Raw genomic sequence first — 16,837 nt, 5'->3', positions numbered from 1 at the left:
TTCCTTGGGAGCCTGATGACCATTCTAAGCCTCTATCGCCGCGCCCCTCCGGCTCCGGTCCCATCAACGGGAGGCCATTGCCATCTCCAGTAGCGGTCTCTGCTCCAAGCCGAGCGCATCGCATGCCTCGACCCAATCCGCCTCATCATCGCCGGTCACTTCGTCCCATTCAATGTCGTCGGGCCACAGGCCGCACTTTCCCCACCCCTCGCTCTGCAGCATGTCCGCCAGCGCCCAGGCCGGGCGCAGAACACGCACGGAAACGCGCTCGCGGTGGACGCCCTTCCCGATCGTGGCGAACCACGTGTTGGGACGCGGCACGATCTCATAGGGCTCGACCTGGTAGACCGAATGGCTGGTTTTGACGGCCACGGTCGGGCGCGCCGGGATTTGCGTGGTCCAGCCGGACTGGCGCAGCGATTCAACCCCGAAGATCACTGCGGAGGGCATCGCCTTGACCACGGCCAGCTCCCAATCCGGGTACTGGCTCTTCACGAGATTTGCGAACACGTCGCTGTGCCCGCCCAGCCCCTTTACCAGCCCGCGGCGCTTCCACAGGTAGAGATATTGGGACGCCGTCTTGGAGGTCCACTGGAAGCGGACCGTCAGGTCGGCCCCGCGAAAGACCGCCGGCAGGCTCTGCAGCCGCTCAAGGGCGGAGATGTTTTGGCGCTTCGCCATCGGCACGCCGCATCTTTCTCTAAAAATTCATAGATAAATTATGCCGGTGCGTCGCCCTTCTCAATGCCCCGGCGCTCGACCACGCACGTCTCGAGCGGTTCGCCGCAGATCACGTCATCGATGGCGGCGAGGGTGTACCAGTGGTGGTTCAGGTGGCGATGGAACATGGCGGCTCGCCTCCGCAGTTCGGCTGGGTTTGGATACCAAACACTTAGCATTGCCAGTAGCGGATGGGATATTGGTCGTGCCGAAGCTCTGGCTGCACAATGCGTTTGCCATAGGCGCCAACGTACCACTCGCAGATATCCTGTGGCGCTTCGTAGCCCTTGAAGCCCCAACGATGGGCTTCCGATCCGTCCGCATACTCAATCTCGGGGAAATTTTCGCGAGTGGCCTGAAGCCATTCTTCGGCAACATAGGCGCCGAGTACGACACCTCTCAAAACCGCGAGAATGAAATCGGCCTTTTCAGCCCGCGCTTTGTTGATGCGCCAACAATACCTAACCAAATTGTATATTTCAGAGCGATCGTGTCTATTCTCAAGTTTGCGAATGTTAATCAGAACAAGGCGATGAGGTGGATCAATCGATAAGGCCGGCAAGCCAAATTTAATAATAATTTCGCGAGCTGTCATAAGTCCAGAATCTCCAGACCCATGCCCACTTACAGCGTTTGTAAGGTTCGGGTAGGCATCAATCAGGGCCGCCTCTACCAGGAACGCCTGCTCATCGTTCAAGCCATGGCGGTGAATGAGGTGCTGCACTGTGTTACCGGCGGCCTTGATGGCGCGGATTGTCTCCAGTTTAGGAGGAAGAAGTTCATCCGCTTCCTGCGTGATCTCGCCGCGCGCGTGCTCGAAGACGCGATTACCCGTCCCCTTGCCTACGTAGAATGTTTGTCCGTCTCGAGGATCGATGAGTCTGTAAACATACTTTCCGATCCGGCGCTGAACATGCTCATCAAATGCCGTGGGCTCCTCGATGGCTGTGATCGCATTCATCTCCACCCCCATTTAACCCTTGATTGCATCATGGGTCGGACCGGCAATTAAAAAACCTCAGCCGCCCGCAACAGGCGGCTCATGGTAGAGCGCCTCGTAATCTCGACCTCCGTAGAAAATGTTGGTGATCTCGACGGCCTCGGGCGCGAGGTAGGCTATCACGGCTGAACGCTCGAAGGGGACCATGCGCAATCCAGGTTGGAGGTCGTCACGTGGCCGGCCACCAAACGGAACGTCGCCGATGGATCTGCATCGCCGCATGATGCGTTCGATGAAGCCTTGGGCGACCTTGTGGCTTTGGCTCATTTCCGCAACGGCGCGATAAATCGCCTGAAGATCCTCGATCGCCTCGGGGCGGTAGAAAACCCTAACGCGCTTCACGCTTGGTGGCTTTTTGTTCGATTTCCATAAACCGCGCCATCGTCGCCTCAGCATCATCGGCGGGCAGGCTCGGGCGAGGATCGCTCACGGAGCGTTGCACGCGGGCGCGCAGGGCCTCGAGGCGCTCGGCGAATTCGAGGCGTTGCCGCTGCCACACGCGAACAGCATCCCGCATGGCCTCGCTGGTAGTCGCGAATTCACCAGATTCCACGCTTTCGCGGAGTGCGCGCATCATGTCAGGCGTCATGGTGACGCTGACTTTCTCAGCATTGGGCATGATCGAACCTCATATCACCCCCATGGTAGGATAAAATCCCACTCAGCGCGAGCGCGATGTGCCTGGACGCAAGGAGACTGTCGGCCGGGGCACGCGCGATCCTGAGGCTGGGACCTGGCCTACTCCATGCGAGCTCGAAGCCAGCTTTTTTCAATCGAAAGGCCTACCTCAGTTACCCTGGCCTCTACTGATCTCATGCCGTCGTCCGATGTGATCGTCACCAACCCCGCCTCCGCAAGCGTTCGAATGGCGTGGGCGTATGCAGATCGATAATTACTATCCAGTATTGCCGTTTTTACGTCGTGCAGACGGTTTGAATGATGCCATATGCCTAAATCGTCTCTGTGTCCGTCCGGTAGTCCACAGCACTCGGCAGCCAGTAGGAATAGAGCCCGCAAGAGATCTTCATTATTCACCATCATTTCGATGCTCCCTTGCTCGTTGGTAGATATCATCGGATGAAAACGGATATCATCCGATGCAATCCAATTGCATCCGATTACATCGGATATCATTGGATGGTAACGGATTACGCCGGATGATATCGGGGTGCCCACTGCGTTATCAACGGTTGTAATCCGTTATTAACGATTGATAACCGTTTACAACCGTTATCAACGAGGCCCCAGCGCCGGCTATCCCGCGCAATCTCCGTGCAACTCGGTCCGGATGATGTTGCGATTGCCGTGCCGTTGCAGTCCGACCGGCAACAGAAGCAATACAGGGCTGCGCCTCCCGCCGGCGCGCTGGGCTTATGCAATGCCGAGAAAAATCGTAAGCGAACGTGTCACGGAGAGCATGGAATCCTCCTCGAGGCGGCCGAATGCCGGCCAGACCTTGCTCCGCTCCACAGTGAGCATTTTGTCGATCATCACCTGAGACCGCACGCGAAGTCCGTTATCGACTGAAGGCTCGACAAGCACGCGGAGAAGCGGGGCCTCAACGAGGGCTGACGTTACGAGGAGAACAACGACCGTTCCGGTGAGAGCGAACAGGTCGGCCTGAATTATCAGCGCGGTGCGCAGCCTGCCACGGCTCGAGACGTCTGCGGTCAACACAAAGTCGCCGCGCCTCATGCATCACCCTCGATCACGATTTCGACCCCCTTGAGGAGCTTATCCAGCTTCGCATCCCGTGCATTCGCATCCGCATCTGCCTCTGCCGTTAGGCGGGACTGACGCCGGCATTCCTCTTCAAAGCCCGGATGGCGGGTATCTGGGAGCCAGATCTGCACCGGCCTTAGACCGGCTGCTCGGAGTGCATCGCGGTGCTTTTGAACGCGCTGGCGCACGGTTGTGTTGGCCATTTTATCTTCGCCTCAACGTTACATGTAACATGATCGCTCGTGGTGCGGTTCGCAAGCAATATTGCAGCTCGGCGATCTCCGTCCTGACCAAGCCTCAAATCGAACGGGCGATGGATCTCGCTCCTACCGCGATGCGCGAAACAGTAGAATTTGCACGCTTGACGTGCCGCAGAAATTGTCCGATAAACGGGTCAACTTTTGAGGCGAAAAATGACCTTCGATACGCTGGAGCTGCAGTTTCTCGCAAAGGTGACCTTGGGGGGGGATGTTGAGCCGTCGCGGCTGAGCAGTCAGCTGGGTACCACGCTGACGGCCCTCGCTCCGACGCTCGGTCTGTCCCGCGATTCGGTGTCGAAGCAAGCGCGCATCTATTCGATCGTCACGCAGAGGCGGTTGCGTGAGTTCGTGGACATCATCGTCCGGACCACACCCTGGGCAGGATCGCCTATCCAGGCGTTCGCTTGGTACCGCGGGCAGTCGTTACCGTCATTTGGGGACCTGACGGCGGAGGAATTGGTCAAAATGGGCCGAGCCGACGAGGTGAAGGATTATCTGGGGCGCATTGCGCTGGGAGGGTTCGCGTGAACCGGTTCAAAGGAGTGGTCTATCGCGCGCATCATCCGAACTGGAATTTCGGGCCGATGTCGGGAGATGGTGCTGTCCACCACGGGGGCCGTTTCTCGCCGGTCGGCCTGCCAGCGCTCTATGCCTCTCTTCGTCCGGAAACGGCGTGGCTGGAGGCGCAGCAGGGTTTCCCATTCAAGGCCCGGTCCCTTGTGATGTGCGCCTATGACGTGGACTGCGAAGGCGTCCTCGACCTAACGACTGAAGCAGGCCAGGAGGCCGCCGGGACGAGTTTGAAAGAACTCGCCTGCCCTTGGGAGGATCGGCGAGAGCAGGGATCGGCGACCTGGCGTTTGAGCGCCGGCCTACGCGCCAAGGGCTGCGCAGCAATTCTCGTTCGTAGCTTCGCGCCCGGTGCAGAGCAGTTTGACGTGAATATTGTGTTTTGGCGCTGGAGTGGCGACGCTCCGAGCAATGTTAGATTGTCAGAAAAGTCACTACGGCAGTTTCGTAAAATAAAAATTGAATGATAAATTTCATAAACTCGGGAAATAGATTTCGTTTATCCATGTAAATTCATGATGAAGATCCCAGATTGGCGGATCGAAAATTAACAATCGGACGATGGTGACCGGCCGTGGCTCCACGAACAAAGAACAGCGACAGCGGATTATTTCCGAGCGAGGCAGAAGTTGCGCGCCGATTGAGCCAGGATCCGAGGGGCTGGCGAGAGAAATCGACCGTCCTCGAAAGGGATGGGCTTCCCCGTATCGACCCCCTCATGGGCGGCCGTTATTGGCCGGCTGTCGAAGCCTACTGGAACCGCCGATATGGCCTCTCTACCCTCCTCGCGTCTCAACCCGACGGTGGAGAGAATCTCGATGCCCTCTGATTTTACGGCACCAGGACTAAAACGTCGGCGCAATCGTGACGGGACCATCCGCCTGATTTGGGTAGCCCGTGCCGATCTCGTCTTGCGTGGGTATGTTCCAAAAACGGTGCGCCTGCACTACAATATCGACGATACCGGGGATCGGCGTCTGATCGAAGCTGCCTGTTCGCGCCTTCAGGCCGAAATGCTGGCTTGGGCTTGCGGCGGTCAAAATGACCTCCGGCCGCACGACGGTTCTATAGCTAGTCTTGTGCGACTCTATCAGACGGATCCAGCAAGTCCCTACAGGGATCTGAAATGGAACACCCGGCGCACTTATGATCAAGTCCTCCGGACGATAGAGAAGGCCTTCGGGATGAGGTCTCTCGCGGCGCTGGGTATCCGGGATCTCCGCCGATGGTACGATGAGGCAAAGAAGCCGAAGCAGGCCGGGGGGCAGGAGAGAATCCGAAAGGCACATGGCATCGTCTCGATGATGCGCCGGCTGCTCGGATATGGCGTCATGGCCGAGCTCCCGGAGTGCGGCCGGCTAGCCCGCATCCTCGATGAGGCTAGGTTCAAACAGCCCGGTCGGCGCAAGGCGAAGCTGGAGCTGCATCATGTCGAGGCCTTCATCAAGGCCGCAGTCGCAGCCGGGCGTCCCTCTCTGGCCTTGGGTACAGCGCTTCAGTTCGAGACAACGATGCGGCAACGCGATGTCATCGGAGAGTGGCGGAAGGATGCCCCCAACGGAGGCGGTATCGTGCTGCGCGGCCGATACTGGACCGGGGGGCTCACTTGGTCGCACATCTCGGACGACCTACTCATGGTGAAAGAGACCACTAAGACGGGAGCCGATGTTGGTCATGATCTCAAGCTGACACCGCTCGTGATCGAGCTCCTGTGCCAAATTCCGGCTGACCGTAGGGTCGGCCCCGTCATCGTGGACGAAATCTCCGGCAGGCCCTACGCTGAACATGCCTACGCACGCGAATGGCGAATCATCGCTCGCGCAGCGGGGGTGCCGGACAGAATTTGGAACATGGATGCTCGAGCGGGCGGCATCTCCGAAGCCGACGAGGCGGGCGCTGACCTGGACGCGATCCGATCCGCGGCCGGTCATTCCCAAAGCTCAACGACGCTGCGCTATGTGCGGGGTACGATCGGGAAAAGTCAGAAGGTCGCCCGAATGCGGACGGCTCACCGGAACAAGCGGTAAACAACCATGGGGAACGTGATGGGGAACGCGGGGAACGTCTAGTTCAACGGTAGGCCGACAAGCTCTTGTCAAAGCTCGCGAAACTGGAGCGGGCGATGGGAATCGAACCCACGACATACAGCTTGGGAAGCTGTCGTTCTACCACTGAACTACGCCCGCGATGGTGCCGACCATAATCGGATGCGGGGTTGCCCATCAAGGGCGTTTCGCGAAATACCCACCGCGTTGCCGTCGCCCGGCGGGGCTCCTATGGTCGGCGGGATTTCAACGATTGCGCCGGCGCCCCGCCCATGACGTCTTCTTCGTCCTCTTCGTCCGTTCATTCCGCCTCCCACGGCCATCCCCCGTTCAAGGCGCACTTCCAGACCTTCGAGGATCTGGCCGATGGCGCCGAGGGGCCGGCGCGGCTGGCGGCGCTCCGGGCGGAGCTCGCCCGCCTCGGCTTCGACGGCTATGTGATCCCCCGCGCCGACGCGCATCAGAACGAATATGTGCCGGCCTGCGAGGAGCGCCTCGCCTACCTCACCGGCTTCACCGGCTCGGCCGGTACCTGCGTTGTGCTGCCCACGGAGGCGGCGCTCTTCGTGGACGGACGCTACACGCTCCAGGCCCCCGCGCAGGTGGACGAGGCGGCCTTCACCGTGGTGCCGCTTTCCAAAACGCGGCCGGACAAGTGGATCGGGGAACATCTCCCCCGCGGTGCCCGCCTCGGGTTCGATCCGTGGCGCACCACCATCGACGGCCGCGAGCGGCTGGTGAAGGCGGTGGCTTCGGCCGGGGGTATCCTCGCGCCACTGGAGGCCGATCCCTTCGATCCCATCTGGCCCGACCGGCCCGCCCCCCCGCGCGCGCCGGTGCGCCTGCTGGACCTGTCCGTCGCCGGCGAGGACACGGCAAGCAAGCTCCGGCAGGTGCAGGAGAAGCTTTCCGAGGAGAAGCTCGACGGACTGCTCGTCTCGGACCCCCACGGCGCGGCATGGCTCTTCAACATGCGCGGCGCTGACGTGGCCCACACGCCGCTGCCGCTCGCCTGGTGCATCGTGCCGCGCGAGGGGCTGCCCGATCTTTTCCTCGAGGCGCTGAAGCTCTCCCATGAGGTGCGCGCCGCCCTCGCCGGTCACGCCCGCCTGCACGGCGTCGGCGACCTCGACCGCGTGCTCGCCGCTTTCGCCAAGGGGGAGAATGGCAACGGCAAGGGCCGGCGCATCCGCGTCGATCAGGCCACCGCACCCGTTCGCCTCGCCACGCTCATCGAGACATCGGGCGGCATCGCCGACAAGGGCGCCGACCCCATCTCCCTCATCAAGGCGTCGAAGAACCCGGCCGAGATCGCGGGGATGCGGGCGGCCCATGTGCGCGACGGCGCGGCGCTGGCCCGCTTCCTCGCCTGGTTCGACCGGGAGGCGCCCGCCGGCACGCTCACGGAGATCGATGCGGTGGAGGCGCTGGAGACCTTCCGCCGCGCCACCGGCTGCCTGACCGACATCTCCTTCCCGACCATTGCCGGCGCGGGGGAGAACGGCGCCATCGTTCATTATCGGGTCACACGCAAGACCAACCGGGCGATCCATCCGGGCGAGCTGTTCCTGCTCGATTCCGGCGCGCAATATCCGGACGGCACCACGGACATCACGCGTACCCTTGCCGTCGGGACGCCGACCCGGGACATGCGCCGCCACTATACGCTGGTGCTGAAGGGCCATCTGGCCCTCACCCGCGCGGTGTTTCCAAAGGGCATCACGGGCGCCCAGCTGGATCCGCTCGCGCGGCAGTTCCTGTGGGAGGCAGGGCTCGATTTCGACCACGGCACCGGCCATGGTGTCGGCGCGGGGCTCTCCGTGCATGAGGGGCCGGCACGCATCTCACAGCTCGGCCATCTGCCACTGGCGGCAGGAATGATCCTCTCCAACGAGCCGGGCTTCTATCGCACGGGCGCCTACGGCATCCGCATCGAGAACCTGATCCTGGTGGAGGACCGTCCGGTGGAGGACGGGGAGAAGCCGTGCTTCGGCTTCGCGACCCTCACCCTCGTGCCCTACGACCGGCGCTTGATCGACCTCGATCTCCTCACCGGCACCGAGCGGGCGCAGGTCGATGCCTATCACGCCGAGGTCCGGGCCACCCTTGCGCCGCTGGTCGATGCGGGCACCGTGGACTGGCTCGCAGCGGCGACGGCGCCGCTCTAGGATGGGTGCGATCGCCTGCAGGACCGCGCGCGATCGCCACAAGCCAAGGAACTGCAAGGCCTCGCGCGCGTTACCAGAAACGCAAGGCGGAGCGTGGCTCCGTCGGACTGACTGGGAGGCCGCTGATGTCCACGATCCTCATCATCATCCTCGTGCTGCTGCTCGTCGGAGCGCTGCCGACGTGGGGCTACAGCTCCGGGTGGGGGTATGGGCCGGGTGGCATCGTGGGTGTGCTGCTGATCATCGTGATCGTGCTCGCGCTCACAGGGCGGCTCTAGCGCCATAGCGGCTGCGCCGGCTCCGCCACGGGCGAGCCGGTCGCCCGGGGCGCACCCCTTCTGTTCAAACCGCTTTCACATAAGACCGCGAACGTGCGGCTCACGAGCTTGACGACCCTGCTTCGCGGCCCGAACGACCTGGCCGGCGGCCCGCACCCCGCTGCGGACCGGCGGCCAGGGTGCGTCCGGAGTTCGAACGATCGTCCGCCGCCCGCTGGGCCGCCGGACGATCGATTTCGTGTTCAGACGGTCTTCTCGATGACCCGCCCGAGCTTCTCGACCAGCTCGCCCACCTGATCCTTGGAAATGATGAGCGGCGGCGTGATGACGAGCGTGTCGCCGGCGATGCGCATCATGAAGCCTTCCTCGTGGAAGGCCTTCTCCAGCGCCTCGTAGCCGCGCAGCCCGGGCGAGCCGGCGCGCGGGGCGAGGTCCACCGCGCCGGTGATGCCCACCGTGCGGATGTCGAGCACGCCGGGCTTGTCCTTCAGCGACATGACCGCATCGGCAAAGAAGGGCTCCAGCGCCAGCGCGTGGGTGAAGGTGTTCTCCTGGGCGTAGAGGTCCAGCGTCGCGAGGCCGGCGGCGCAGGCCAGCGGATGGGCGGAATAAGTGTAGCCGTGGAACAGCTCCACCATGTGCTCCGGCCCCTTCATGAAGGCATCGTGGATATGCTTGCGGGCGATGACGCCGCCCATCGGCACCGCGCCGGCCGTGATGCCCTTGGCGAAGCAGATCATGTCCGGGATCACGCCGTAACGCTCGGCGGCGAAGGCGTAGCCGAGACGACCGTAACCGGTGATCACCTCGTCGAAGATCAGCAGGATGCCGTACTTGTCGCAGATCTCGCGCAGGCGCTTGAGATAGCCCTTCGGCGGCGGCAGCACGCCGGTTGAGCCGCCCATGGGCTCGACGATGACGGCGGCGATGGTGGAGGCGTCGTGCAGCCCGACGATGCGCTCCAGCTCGTCGGCGAAATGCGCGCCATAGTCCGGCTCGCCCTTGGAGAAGGCCTGGTTCTCCCGGTCATAGGTGGTGCGCAGGTGGTCGACGCCGGCGAGCATGGTGCCGAAGGTGCGGCGGTTGGCGACCATGCCGCCCACCGAGATGCCGCCGAAGCCGACGCCGTGATACCCGCGCTCGCGGCCGATGAGGCGCGTGCGGGTGCCCTGGCCGATGGTCTGCTGGTAGGCGAGGGCGATCTTCAGCGCGGTGTCCACCGCCTCGGAGCCCGAGTTGCAGAAGAACACATGGTCGAGATCGCCGGGCGCGAGGTCGGCGATCTTGGTGGCGAGGCGGAAGGCGTTCGGATGGCCGTACTGGAAGGTGGGGCCGAAATCCATCTCGGCGGCACCGGCGCGGATGGCTTCGACAATGGGCTCCCGGTTATGGCCGGGGTTGACGCACCACAGGCCGGCGCAACCGTCGAGGATGGGGCGACCTTCCGGCGTGTAATAGTGCATGTCCTTGGCGCGGGACACGAGCCGTGGCCGCTTCTTGAAGGAGCGGTTCGAGGTAAACGGCATCCAGAAGGCTTCGAGGTCGTTCGGAACACTGTCCGCGCGCATGCCGTCGGTCACCAGATCGTCCAGAGCCATGATGGTCCTCTCCCGCGCGCGATGCATCGCGCGCCATGTTTGGGCGCCAGGCCTGTGGCGCCGATTTTTTGCAACGCTCCGGCCGGTGCGGCGCGAGTCCCGCGCCTGCGGCCTGGAGCCGCCCGGCGGCCTCGCATGCGGTCGCGTCGCTGCAACGCTAGCAGCCCGTACCGCCGGTGGAAACTGGCCGGTGGCGGCTTGACGCAGGGAGGCGGTCACCATCATCCCGCCCTCTTGCTTGTGCAAGGGTTCTGACGGACAAAGGTCATGACCGTAGGTTAGGACGGTATTGTGGTGGGCAGTGCTGCGGATGCAGGCGAACAGGGCGCGGTCGAGGCCGTCTCCGAAGGCGTGACCGAGATGGTCGATGCCTCCGTTGGCGTGCGTGCGGCGCTTGATCGCGTGCTCGCCTCGCCCGATTTCGCCGCTTCTCCGCGGCTCGCGGCCTTTCTGAGATTCGTCGTCGAAACGACTCTGGATGGCCGGGCGGACGCGCTGAAGGGCTACACCATCGCGGTGGAGGCGCTGGGCCGGCCGCCGTCTTTCGATCCCCAGTCCGATCCCATCGTCAGGGTGGAGGCCACCCGGCTTCGGCGGGCGCTGGAGAGGTATTATACAACGATTGGCGTCGATGATCCTGTCATCATCGATGTGCCCAAGGGCGGCTATGTGCCCCAGTTCCGCACCCGTGGACTGGAGGATGCTGCGCCGGCCGATCAGGATGTGGTCGATCCGCCCTCCGGCGATGCGCCGCCGCAGGCCATCCGGCCGCGCCGGCTGCTTCCGGCCCTGGCAGCGGGCCTCGCGCTGGTCGTGACCGCGGGTGTCGGGCTCTCCCTGTGGAACCTGGAAAGCAAGACGCCGCGGGATTCGGTGTCGGCCGCCGCGACGGCGGATCGGATCCGCCTGCCGCTGGTCGAGGTCCGCACCTTCGAGGCGGCCGGCGATGGCGCGCCGAACACGACCGAGCTGCGGGCCATCGAGGAGCGCATGCGCGATGCGTTCGCCCGGTTCGATTTTGCCCAGGTGCGCGCGGCAGGTGCCGACATTCGCGAGGGCACCGTCGCCGAAGCCTGCTCGGCGGCCGTGCCGCGCTCGGTCTTCTCCCTCGCGGGCCTCGCCGAGGGGCGGCCGGACGGCACCTTCTCCCTCGCCGTGCGGCTGACCGACCGCTGCGACGGCTCCATCGTCTGGTCCACCGTGATGGATGGTCTGGCCGGGGCCGGAAAGCTGGCGGAGAGCGAGCAACGGGTCATCCACGATGTCGCCGTCGCGGTGATGGAAGGCTATGGCGTGGTGCAGGTCCGCGCCCGGGCCCAGGCGCTCGCCCGTGCTCCCGCCTCCGGCTATGGCTGTGTCGCCGCCGCTGCCGCCCAGCGCCGTAGCGACAGCCAGGAGACCCGGCCGGAGATGAAGGCCGAGACCCGGCAGGAAACCCGCGGCATCAACGTGGACGAGTGCCTCGCGGAACTCACCCACCGGGATCCCGCCTTCGCCCTCGGCCATGCCGTGCGTGCCGAAACCCAGCTGCAGCGCACCCTGCACGACGACACGCCCGCGCCCTCAGAGGCGGAGCTGGAAGTGATGCTGGACGAGGCCGAGCGGGCCGTGGAACTGGCTCCCGCCAGCGCCTATGCCGCCCGCGCCCTGGCTCTGGTCCAATTGTTCGCAGGAGAGCCCGACGAGGCCGTGGCCACCGCCGAGCGCGCCCTGCGCCTCAACCCGCTGGATTTCGACGTGGCGGCGACGGCGGGCGTGGTCTTCATCGGCGCTGGACGCATCGCCGAGGGCGAGGCGCTGCTGGCCAATGCCCGCCGGCAGGGCGCGGTTGCGACCCCGTTCCGCGATTCCTATCTCGCGCTCGCGGCCTTCCTGCGCGGCGACCTGATCGCGGCCCAGGCCATGCTGCCCCAGCTGACCCTCCATCCGACGGTGGAGAACCGGGTCGCGCTCGCCCTCAGCCTCCACGCCCTCGGTCGGCACAGCGAGGAGCGGGAGGTGGTCAATCTGATGGTTCATCAGGCCTCCGACGGCGCCGATGGCGTGCGCCGGCTGGTGACGCGCCTGTTGCCCTCCAAGGACCATGCGACCCGCGCGCTCGACGCGCTTGAAAGCGCGGGTCTCTCGGTCGAGGCGAGAGTGGTCAAGCCGCCGAGGGGATGACGCAAGGGCAATGGGGGTGTGGGGCCTGGGGTAGCTTCGGCCGCGCGTGAACGGGTTGCGCCCACGACAAGGCTTCCTTTACCCTGTCGCGGTTTACTCCCGGCGATGTCCGTTTCCCGCGATCCGCAATCCATGTCTCAGTTTTCCCTTGCGCGACGCTCCAGCGGGCCTGCCCGCCTGCTGATCTGCGATCCTGATCCCGCCGTGCGCGCCATCGTGCGCGCCGCGCTCGCCCGCCGCGATTCCCTCGACATGATCGAGGCCGCCGATATTGCCGCAGCGCTGCCGCTTCTGCCCCGTTGCACCTCGGCCCTCGTCGGCTCCGACGAGCCGGAAGACGCGGTGCGCCGAATCCGCGCCAGCGGCTTCGGCGGCACGCTCGTGGTGGCGCTGGGGGAAAGCTCGGTGAGTGGGGCGGTGGCCGCCATGCGGGCGGGGGCCGATGATGTGGTCCAGAAGCCGCTCGTGGTCGAGGAAGTGATGGACCGCCTGCTGGCTGCGACGCCAGCGCGCCGGGCCGAACGTCGCCGCCGCGCGGCGCGTCCCCTGCCGCGGGGCGGAGACTTCTGCGGTCTCTATGGTCGCTCGGCGCCCATGCAGGCGGTCTATGCGCAGATCGAGCGTCTCGCCGCCTCGCGCGCGGCGGTGTTCGTGACGGGGGAGAGCGGCACCGGCAAGGATCTCGTGGCGGCGGCGGTCCATGCCGCCTCGTCCCGCCGCGACGCGCCGTTCGTCGCGCTCAACTGCGCCGTCATTCCCGCCGAGCTGATGGAAATCGCTTTGTTCGGCCGCGAGGATGCCGGCGCCATGGACCGCGCCCAGAGCGGCACGCTGCACCTCGACGAGATCACGCAGATGGACCTGGCCTGCCAGGCCCGGCTGATGCACTTCGTGGAAACCGGCCGCTTCAGCCCGGTGGGCGAGGTGACCGAGCGGGAAGCGGATGTGCGCCTCGTATGCGCCACCAGCCGCGACCCCCTGGAAGAAGTGCGCGCGGGACGCCTGAGGGAAGACCTCTATTACCGCCTCGCCGTGCTGCCGCTGGCGCTGCCGCCCCTGCGGGCGCGGGGCGACGACGTTCTCCTCCTGGCCGAAACCTTCCTGGCCCGCTTCGCCGGCGAGGAAGGCCGCCCCATGCCGCGCTTCACGCCCGAGGTGGTGGAGGCGCTGCGCGCCCGCCGTTTCCCCGGGAATGTGCGCGAACTGCAGAACCTCATGCGCCGGGTGGTCGTGCTGAGCGAGGGGGGTACCATTCTGCCAGGCCTCCTGGCCGAGCCGGAGGCACCCGAGGCGCCGGGCGCCGGGCGCCCCCCCGAGGTGCTCATCCAGGGCTGGTCGGACAGCTTCGCCTGGCAGGGCCGGGTCGAGCCCCTGTCGGTGGTGGAGCGGCGGGCCATAGAGGCGGCCATCGCCGCCTTCGACGGCAACATCTCGCTTGCGGCGGCCGCCCTCGATCTCAGTCCTTCGACCCTCTATCGCAAGAAGCTCGCCTGGGGCGAGCGCACCCGCCTGTCCTGAGCCGCCTCAGAGGATGAAGCGGCTGAGGTCGGCGTTCTTCGCGAGGTCGGCGACGCGCGAGCGCACATAGTCCGCATCCACCACCACCGTTTCGCCGGAGCGGTCGGGCGCGGAGAAGGAGAGGTCGTCCAGCACCCGCTCGATCACCGTCTGCAGCCGGCGGGCGCCGATATTCTCCACATTGGAATTCACCTCCACCGCCGCGTCGGCGATGGCCTCAACCGCATCCGCGGTCACGTCCAGCGTCACGCCCTCGGTGCCCATCAGGGCCACCGACTGCTTCACAAGGCTCGCCTCGGTCTCGGTGAGGATACGGACGAAATCGGCGCGGGTCAGCGCCTCCAGCTCCACCCGGATGGGCAGCCGGCCCTGAAGTTCCGGCAGGAGGTCGGAGGGCTTCGACACGTGAAACGCGCCGGAGGCGATGAACAGGATATGGTCGGTCTTCACCGACCCGTGCTTGGTGGAGACGGTAGTACCCTCGATGAGCGGCAGCAGGTCGCGCTGCACACCCTCGCGGGAGACATCGGCCCCGGAGCGGCCCTCGCGCCCGGCGATCTTGTCGATCTCGTCAAGGAAGACGATGCCGTTGTTCTCGACCGCGTGGATCGCTTCCTGCGTAATGGCGTCCTGGTCGATCAGCTTGTCCGCCTCCTCGGTGAGGAGGAGGGGATGGGCCTCCTTCACCGTCACGCGGCGCGGCTTGGAGCGGCCGCCGAAGGCCTTGCCCAGCATGTCGCCGAGCGAGATGGCGCCCATCTGCGCGCCGGGCATGCCCGGAATCTCGAACATCGGCATGCCCTGGGAGCCCTGCTGCACCTCGATCTCGACTTCCTTGTCGTCCAGCTCGCCGGCGCGGAGCTTCTTGCGAAACGCGTCGCGGGTGGCCTGCGAGGCGGTGGCGCCGACGAGGGCATCGAGCACGCGGTTCTCGGCGTTGAGGTGGGCTTTGGCCTGCACATCCTTGCGCTTGGCCTCGCGCGTCAAGCCGATGCCGACCTCCACGAGATCGCGCACGATCTGCTCCACGTCGCGGCCCACATAGCCGACCTCGGTGAACTTGGTGGCCTCGACCTTCAGAAAGGGCGCGCCGGCCAGGCGCGCGAGGCGGCGGGAAATCTCGGTCTTGCCGACGCCTGTGGGGCCGATCATCAGGATGTTCTTGGGCAGAACCTCCTCGCGCAGCTTCTCGTCCAGCTGCTGACGGCGCCACCGGTTGCGCAGGGCGATGGCGACCGCGCGCTTGGCCTTGGCCTGGCCGACGATGTGGCGGTCGAGCTCGGAAACGATCTCGCGGGGGGAAAAATCGCTCATGGAATGGTGTCTTTCTGGCGGTGGCGGGCGCTCAGGACCCGATGGTTTCCACGACGATGTTCCGGTTGGTGTAGACGCAGATGTCCGCCGCAATCTCCAGGGACCGGCGCACGATGGCTTCCGGATCCTCCTCGCGATCGAGTAGGGCCCGCGCGGCCGCGAGGGCGAACATGCCGCCCGAGCCGATGCCCGCCACGCCCGCGTCCGGCTCCAGGACGTCGCCGGTGCCGGTGAGGACGAGGGAAATGGAGGCGTCGGCCACGATCATCATGGCTTCCAGCCGGCGCAGGTAGCGGTCGGTCCGCCAGTCCTTGGCGAGTTCCACGGCGGCACGCTGCAACTGACCGGGATACTGCTCCAGCTTCGCCTCCAGCCGCTCGAACAGCGTGAAGGCGTCCGCCGTCGCGCCGGCGAACCCGCCGATCACGTCGCCCTTGCCGAGCCGCCGCACCTTGCGCGCATTGGCCTTGAGCACGGTCTGACCAAGGGTAACCTGCCCGTCGCCGGCGATGGCGACGCGGTTGCCCTTGCGCACGGTGACGATGGTGGTGCCGTAAATGGTATCAGGGGAATGCTGCATGAAGTGCTCCGCTTGGAGCTTACTTATGCGCTTCCGTGGCGGACGCAACTCGTCTCCCGGTCAGCTCGCATTGAGGAAGGCGCGCACCGTGGTGCAGAAGTTCTCCGGCGCCTCCACCATGGGGCAGTGGCCGCTGTCGAGGATCTCGTCCAGCTTGGCACCGGGGATGCCATTGGCCAGGTCCCGCACCATGTGCGGGGAGAATACGCGATCATCGTCGCAATAGATGGCGAGGGTCGGGGCGGCAATACGGCCGATGCGGGCGAGGCTGTCGAAGCCGACGCAGACCCCAACCTGACGGATGAAGGCGTCCTTTTCCTGATAAAGGCCCGCATCCAGCGATTGCTGGACCGCCGCAAAAAGCGGGATCTTGTTCAGCGTGCGCATGCCGAGCACGAAGGTGGTGAGCGCCGCGCCGAACGTCAGCTCGTTGTCGAGCTGCAGCCGCAGCTCCTTGAAAAGCCGCATGATCTCGGTGGTGTAGAGGTCGTTGCGGGCGATGGTGTTGGCCAGCACCAGCCGGTTCACCCGCTGCGGCGCGACGAGTGCCAGTTCCTGCGCGATCATGCCACCCATGGAATGGCCGATGACGTGTGCCTTTTGAAAACCCGAGGCGTCGAGCACGGCAAGGGCGTCGCGGGCCATGTCGGCGGCGGTATAGGGCGCCGTGGCCCGCTGGCTCTTCCCGATGTCGCGGTTATCGAACTCGACGAGGGTGAAGCCCTTGAGAAGCGGGCGCGACAGGGCCCAGAAAGAGCGCTCCGCAGACAGGCCCGAGATGATGAGGAGCGGCGGGCCTTCGCCGCTGACCTGATAGGCAAGTTCCAGCCCGTCGTTCTGCGTCGTCGGCATCGGCGATCCCCGTCGAGTTGACGGTGCCGCTATGCCATAGATGGCGACC

Annotated in this window: 18 protein-coding genes and 1 tRNA gene; 7 read left to right on the top strand and 12 right to left on the bottom strand. The window is 65.1% G+C overall.

From position 1 onward, the window contains the following. Window positions 1-63: 63 nt before the first annotated feature. From J2126_RS05725 to J2126_RS05700, 7 genes are all read right to left on the bottom strand, one after another. Window positions 64-687 carry a hypothetical protein gene (locus J2126_RS05725; RefSeq protein ID WP_209484779.1) on the bottom strand — a complete coding sequence of 208 codons (624 nt, stop codon included), beginning with the start codon at window positions 685-687 and terminating at the stop codon, window positions 64-66. 32 nt (window positions 688-719) lie between these two features. Next, window positions 720-848, bottom strand: a complete 129-nt coding sequence (locus J2126_RS25590; RefSeq protein ID WP_281066334.1) for a hypothetical protein — start codon at window positions 846-848, stop codon at window positions 720-722. Between the two features lie 44 nt (window positions 849-892). After that, on the bottom strand, window positions 893-1,681 hold the full coding sequence (locus J2126_RS05720; RefSeq protein WP_209484777.1) for an LEM-3-like GIY-YIG domain-containing protein: 789 nt from the start codon (window positions 1,679-1,681) through the stop codon (window positions 893-895). Between the two features lie 57 nt (window positions 1,682-1,738). Further along, window positions 1,739-2,062 carry a type II toxin-antitoxin system RelE/ParE family toxin gene (locus J2126_RS05715; protein ID WP_209484775.1) on the bottom strand — a complete coding sequence of 108 codons (324 nt, stop codon included), beginning with the start codon at window positions 2,060-2,062 and terminating at the stop codon, window positions 1,739-1,741. After that, window positions 2,049-2,339, bottom strand: a complete 291-nt coding sequence (locus J2126_RS05710) for a ribbon-helix-helix domain-containing protein (protein WP_209484773.1) — start codon at window positions 2,337-2,339, stop codon at window positions 2,049-2,051. Before J2126_RS05710 ends, J2126_RS05715 begins: the two co-directional genes overlap by 14 nt. Before the next feature lie 752 nt (window positions 2,340-3,091). Continuing rightward, window positions 3,092-3,415 carry a type II toxin-antitoxin system PemK/MazF family toxin gene (locus J2126_RS05705; RefSeq protein WP_209484771.1) on the bottom strand — a complete coding sequence of 108 codons (324 nt, stop codon included), beginning with the start codon at window positions 3,413-3,415 and terminating at the stop codon, window positions 3,092-3,094. Continuing rightward, window positions 3,412-3,645 (bottom strand): antitoxin MazE family protein, encoded by a 234-nt coding sequence (locus tag J2126_RS05700; RefSeq protein ID WP_209484769.1) that lies wholly within the window; start codon window positions 3,643-3,645, stop codon window positions 3,412-3,414. The genes J2126_RS05705 and J2126_RS05700 overlap by 4 nt, the downstream gene beginning before the upstream one ends. A 210-nt stretch (window positions 3,646-3,855) precedes the next feature. Here J2126_RS05700 and J2126_RS05695 point away from each other — a divergent pair, with 210 nt between their 5' ends. The 3 genes from J2126_RS05695 (at window position 3,856) to J2126_RS05685 (ending at window position 6,299) form a co-directional block, all read left to right on the top strand. Further along, on the top strand, window positions 3,856-4,230 hold the full coding sequence (locus J2126_RS05695; RefSeq protein WP_209484767.1) for a DUF2384 domain-containing protein: 375 nt from the start codon (window positions 3,856-3,858) through the stop codon (window positions 4,228-4,230). After that, window positions 4,227-4,739, top strand: coding sequence for an RES family NAD+ phosphorylase (locus J2126_RS05690; RefSeq protein ID WP_209484765.1), 513 nt, complete (start codon window positions 4,227-4,229; stop codon window positions 4,737-4,739). Before J2126_RS05695 ends, J2126_RS05690 begins: the two co-directional genes overlap by 4 nt. 351 nt (window positions 4,740-5,090) lie before the next feature. Next, window positions 5,091-6,299 (top strand): integrase, encoded by a 1,209-nt coding sequence (locus J2126_RS05685; RefSeq protein ID WP_209484763.1) that lies wholly within the window; start codon window positions 5,091-5,093, stop codon window positions 6,297-6,299. An 84-nt stretch (window positions 6,300-6,383) separates the two neighbouring features. Here the strand turns inward: J2126_RS05685 and J2126_RS05680 are convergent. Continuing rightward, window positions 6,384-6,458: transfer RNA gene (locus J2126_RS05680), tRNA-Gly, on the bottom strand. 131 nt (window positions 6,459-6,589) lie between these two features. On the opposite strand from J2126_RS05680, the gene J2126_RS05675 reads away from it, so the two are divergent. Then, window positions 6,590-8,485 carry an aminopeptidase P family protein gene (locus J2126_RS05675; protein ID WP_209484761.1) on the top strand — a complete coding sequence of 632 codons (1,896 nt, stop codon included), beginning with the start codon at window positions 6,590-6,592 and terminating at the stop codon, window positions 8,483-8,485. 125 nt (window positions 8,486-8,610) lie between these two features. After that, window positions 8,611-8,763 carry a DUF3309 family protein gene (locus J2126_RS05670; RefSeq protein WP_168460109.1) on the top strand — a complete coding sequence of 51 codons (153 nt, stop codon included), beginning with the start codon at window positions 8,611-8,613 and terminating at the stop codon, window positions 8,761-8,763. 242 nt (window positions 8,764-9,005) lie between these two features. Here the strand turns inward: J2126_RS05670 and J2126_RS05665 are convergent, their stop codons facing one another. Then, window positions 9,006-10,361: an aspartate aminotransferase family protein gene (locus J2126_RS05665; protein ID WP_209484759.1), complete on the bottom strand. Its 1,356-nt coding sequence runs from the start codon at window positions 10,359-10,361 to the stop codon at window positions 9,006-9,008. A gap of 294 nt (window positions 10,362-10,655) precedes the next feature. On the opposite strand from J2126_RS05665, the gene J2126_RS05660 reads away from it, so the two are divergent. Both J2126_RS05660 and J2126_RS05655 read left to right on the top strand, forming a co-directional pair. Next, window positions 10,656-12,524: a hypothetical protein gene (locus J2126_RS05660; RefSeq protein WP_209484757.1), complete on the top strand. Its 1,869-nt coding sequence runs from the start codon at window positions 10,656-10,658 to the stop codon at window positions 12,522-12,524. A gap of 132 nt (window positions 12,525-12,656) precedes the next feature. Next, the gene (locus J2126_RS05655) at window positions 12,657-14,042 is read left to right on the top strand and encodes a sigma-54-dependent transcriptional regulator (RefSeq protein WP_209484755.1); all 1,386 of its coding nucleotides are present in this window, start codon (window positions 12,657-12,659) and stop codon (window positions 14,040-14,042) included. 6 nt (window positions 14,043-14,048) lie between these two features. Here the strand turns inward: J2126_RS05655 and hslU are convergent, their stop codons facing one another. Genes hslU through J2126_RS05640 form a run of 3 tightly spaced genes read right to left on the bottom strand, consistent with a single transcriptional unit; the run spans window position 14,049 to window position 16,788 of the window. Further along, the gene (gene hslU, locus J2126_RS05650; RefSeq protein WP_209484753.1) at window positions 14,049-15,356 is read right to left on the bottom strand and encodes an ATP-dependent protease ATPase subunit HslU; all 1,308 of its coding nucleotides are present in this window, start codon (window positions 15,354-15,356) and stop codon (window positions 14,049-14,051) included. 31 nt (window positions 15,357-15,387) lie between these two features. After that, window positions 15,388-15,936 carry an ATP-dependent protease subunit HslV gene (gene hslV / locus J2126_RS05645; protein WP_209484751.1) on the bottom strand — a complete coding sequence of 183 codons (549 nt, stop codon included), beginning with the start codon at window positions 15,934-15,936 and terminating at the stop codon, window positions 15,388-15,390. A gap of 60 nt (window positions 15,937-15,996) precedes the next feature. Then, window positions 15,997-16,788 carry an alpha/beta fold hydrolase gene (locus J2126_RS05640; protein ID WP_209484749.1) on the bottom strand — a complete coding sequence of 264 codons (792 nt, stop codon included), beginning with the start codon at window positions 16,786-16,788 and terminating at the stop codon, window positions 15,997-15,999. Window positions 16,789-16,837: the final 49 nt, after the last annotated feature.

Source organism: Xanthobacter flavus, assembly GCF_017875275.1.
Lineage (GTDB): Bacteria > Pseudomonadota > Alphaproteobacteria > Rhizobiales > Xanthobacteraceae > Xanthobacter > Xanthobacter flavus_A.
Note: the sequence above shows the minus strand (reverse complement) of the source record. Positions and strands in the feature narration are given on the sequence as shown.

Bases quoted from the DNA above. Each gene is read 5' to 3' on its own strand.
- J2126_RS25590 (WP_281066334.1), bottom strand. From the start codon at position 848: ATGTTCCATCGCCACCTGAACCACCACTGGTACACCCTCGCCGCCATC.
- J2126_RS05720 (WP_209484777.1), bottom strand. From the start codon at position 1,681: ATGAATGCGATCACAGCCATCGAGGAGCCCACGGCATTTGATGAGCAT.
- J2126_RS05710 (WP_209484773.1), bottom strand. From the start codon at position 2,339: ATGCCCAATGCTGAGAAAGTCAGCGTCACCATGACGCCTGACATGATG.
- J2126_RS05705 (WP_209484771.1), bottom strand. From the start codon at position 3,415: ATGAGGCGCGGCGACTTTGTGTTGACCGCAGACGTCTCGAGCCGTGGC.
- J2126_RS05700 (WP_209484769.1), bottom strand. From the start codon at position 3,645: ATGGCCAACACAACCGTGCGCCAGCGCGTTCAAAAGCACCGCGATGCA.
- J2126_RS05695 (WP_209484767.1), top strand. From the start codon at position 3,856: ATGACCTTCGATACGCTGGAGCTGCAGTTTCTCGCAAAGGTGACCTTG.
- J2126_RS05685 (WP_209484763.1), top strand. From the start codon at position 5,091: ATGCCCTCTGATTTTACGGCACCAGGACTAAAACGTCGGCGCAATCGT.
- J2126_RS05675 (WP_209484761.1), top strand. From the start codon at position 6,590: ATGACGTCTTCTTCGTCCTCTTCGTCCGTTCATTCCGCCTCCCACGGC.
- J2126_RS05670 (WP_168460109.1), top strand. From the start codon at position 8,611: ATGTCCACGATCCTCATCATCATCCTCGTGCTGCTGCTCGTCGGAGCG.
- J2126_RS05665 (WP_209484759.1), bottom strand. From the start codon at position 10,361: ATGGCTCTGGACGATCTGGTGACCGACGGCATGCGCGCGGACAGTGTT.
- J2126_RS05655 (WP_209484755.1), top strand. From the start codon at position 12,657: ATGTCTCAGTTTTCCCTTGCGCGACGCTCCAGCGGGCCTGCCCGCCTG.
- hslU (WP_209484753.1), bottom strand. From the start codon at position 15,356: ATGAGCGATTTTTCCCCCCGCGAGATCGTTTCCGAGCTCGACCGCCAC.
- hslV (WP_209484751.1), bottom strand. From the start codon at position 15,936: ATGCAGCATTCCCCTGATACCATTTACGGCACCACCATCGTCACCGTG.
- J2126_RS05640 (WP_209484749.1), bottom strand. From the start codon at position 16,788: ATGCCGACGACGCAGAACGACGGGCTGGAACTTGCCTATCAGGTCAGC.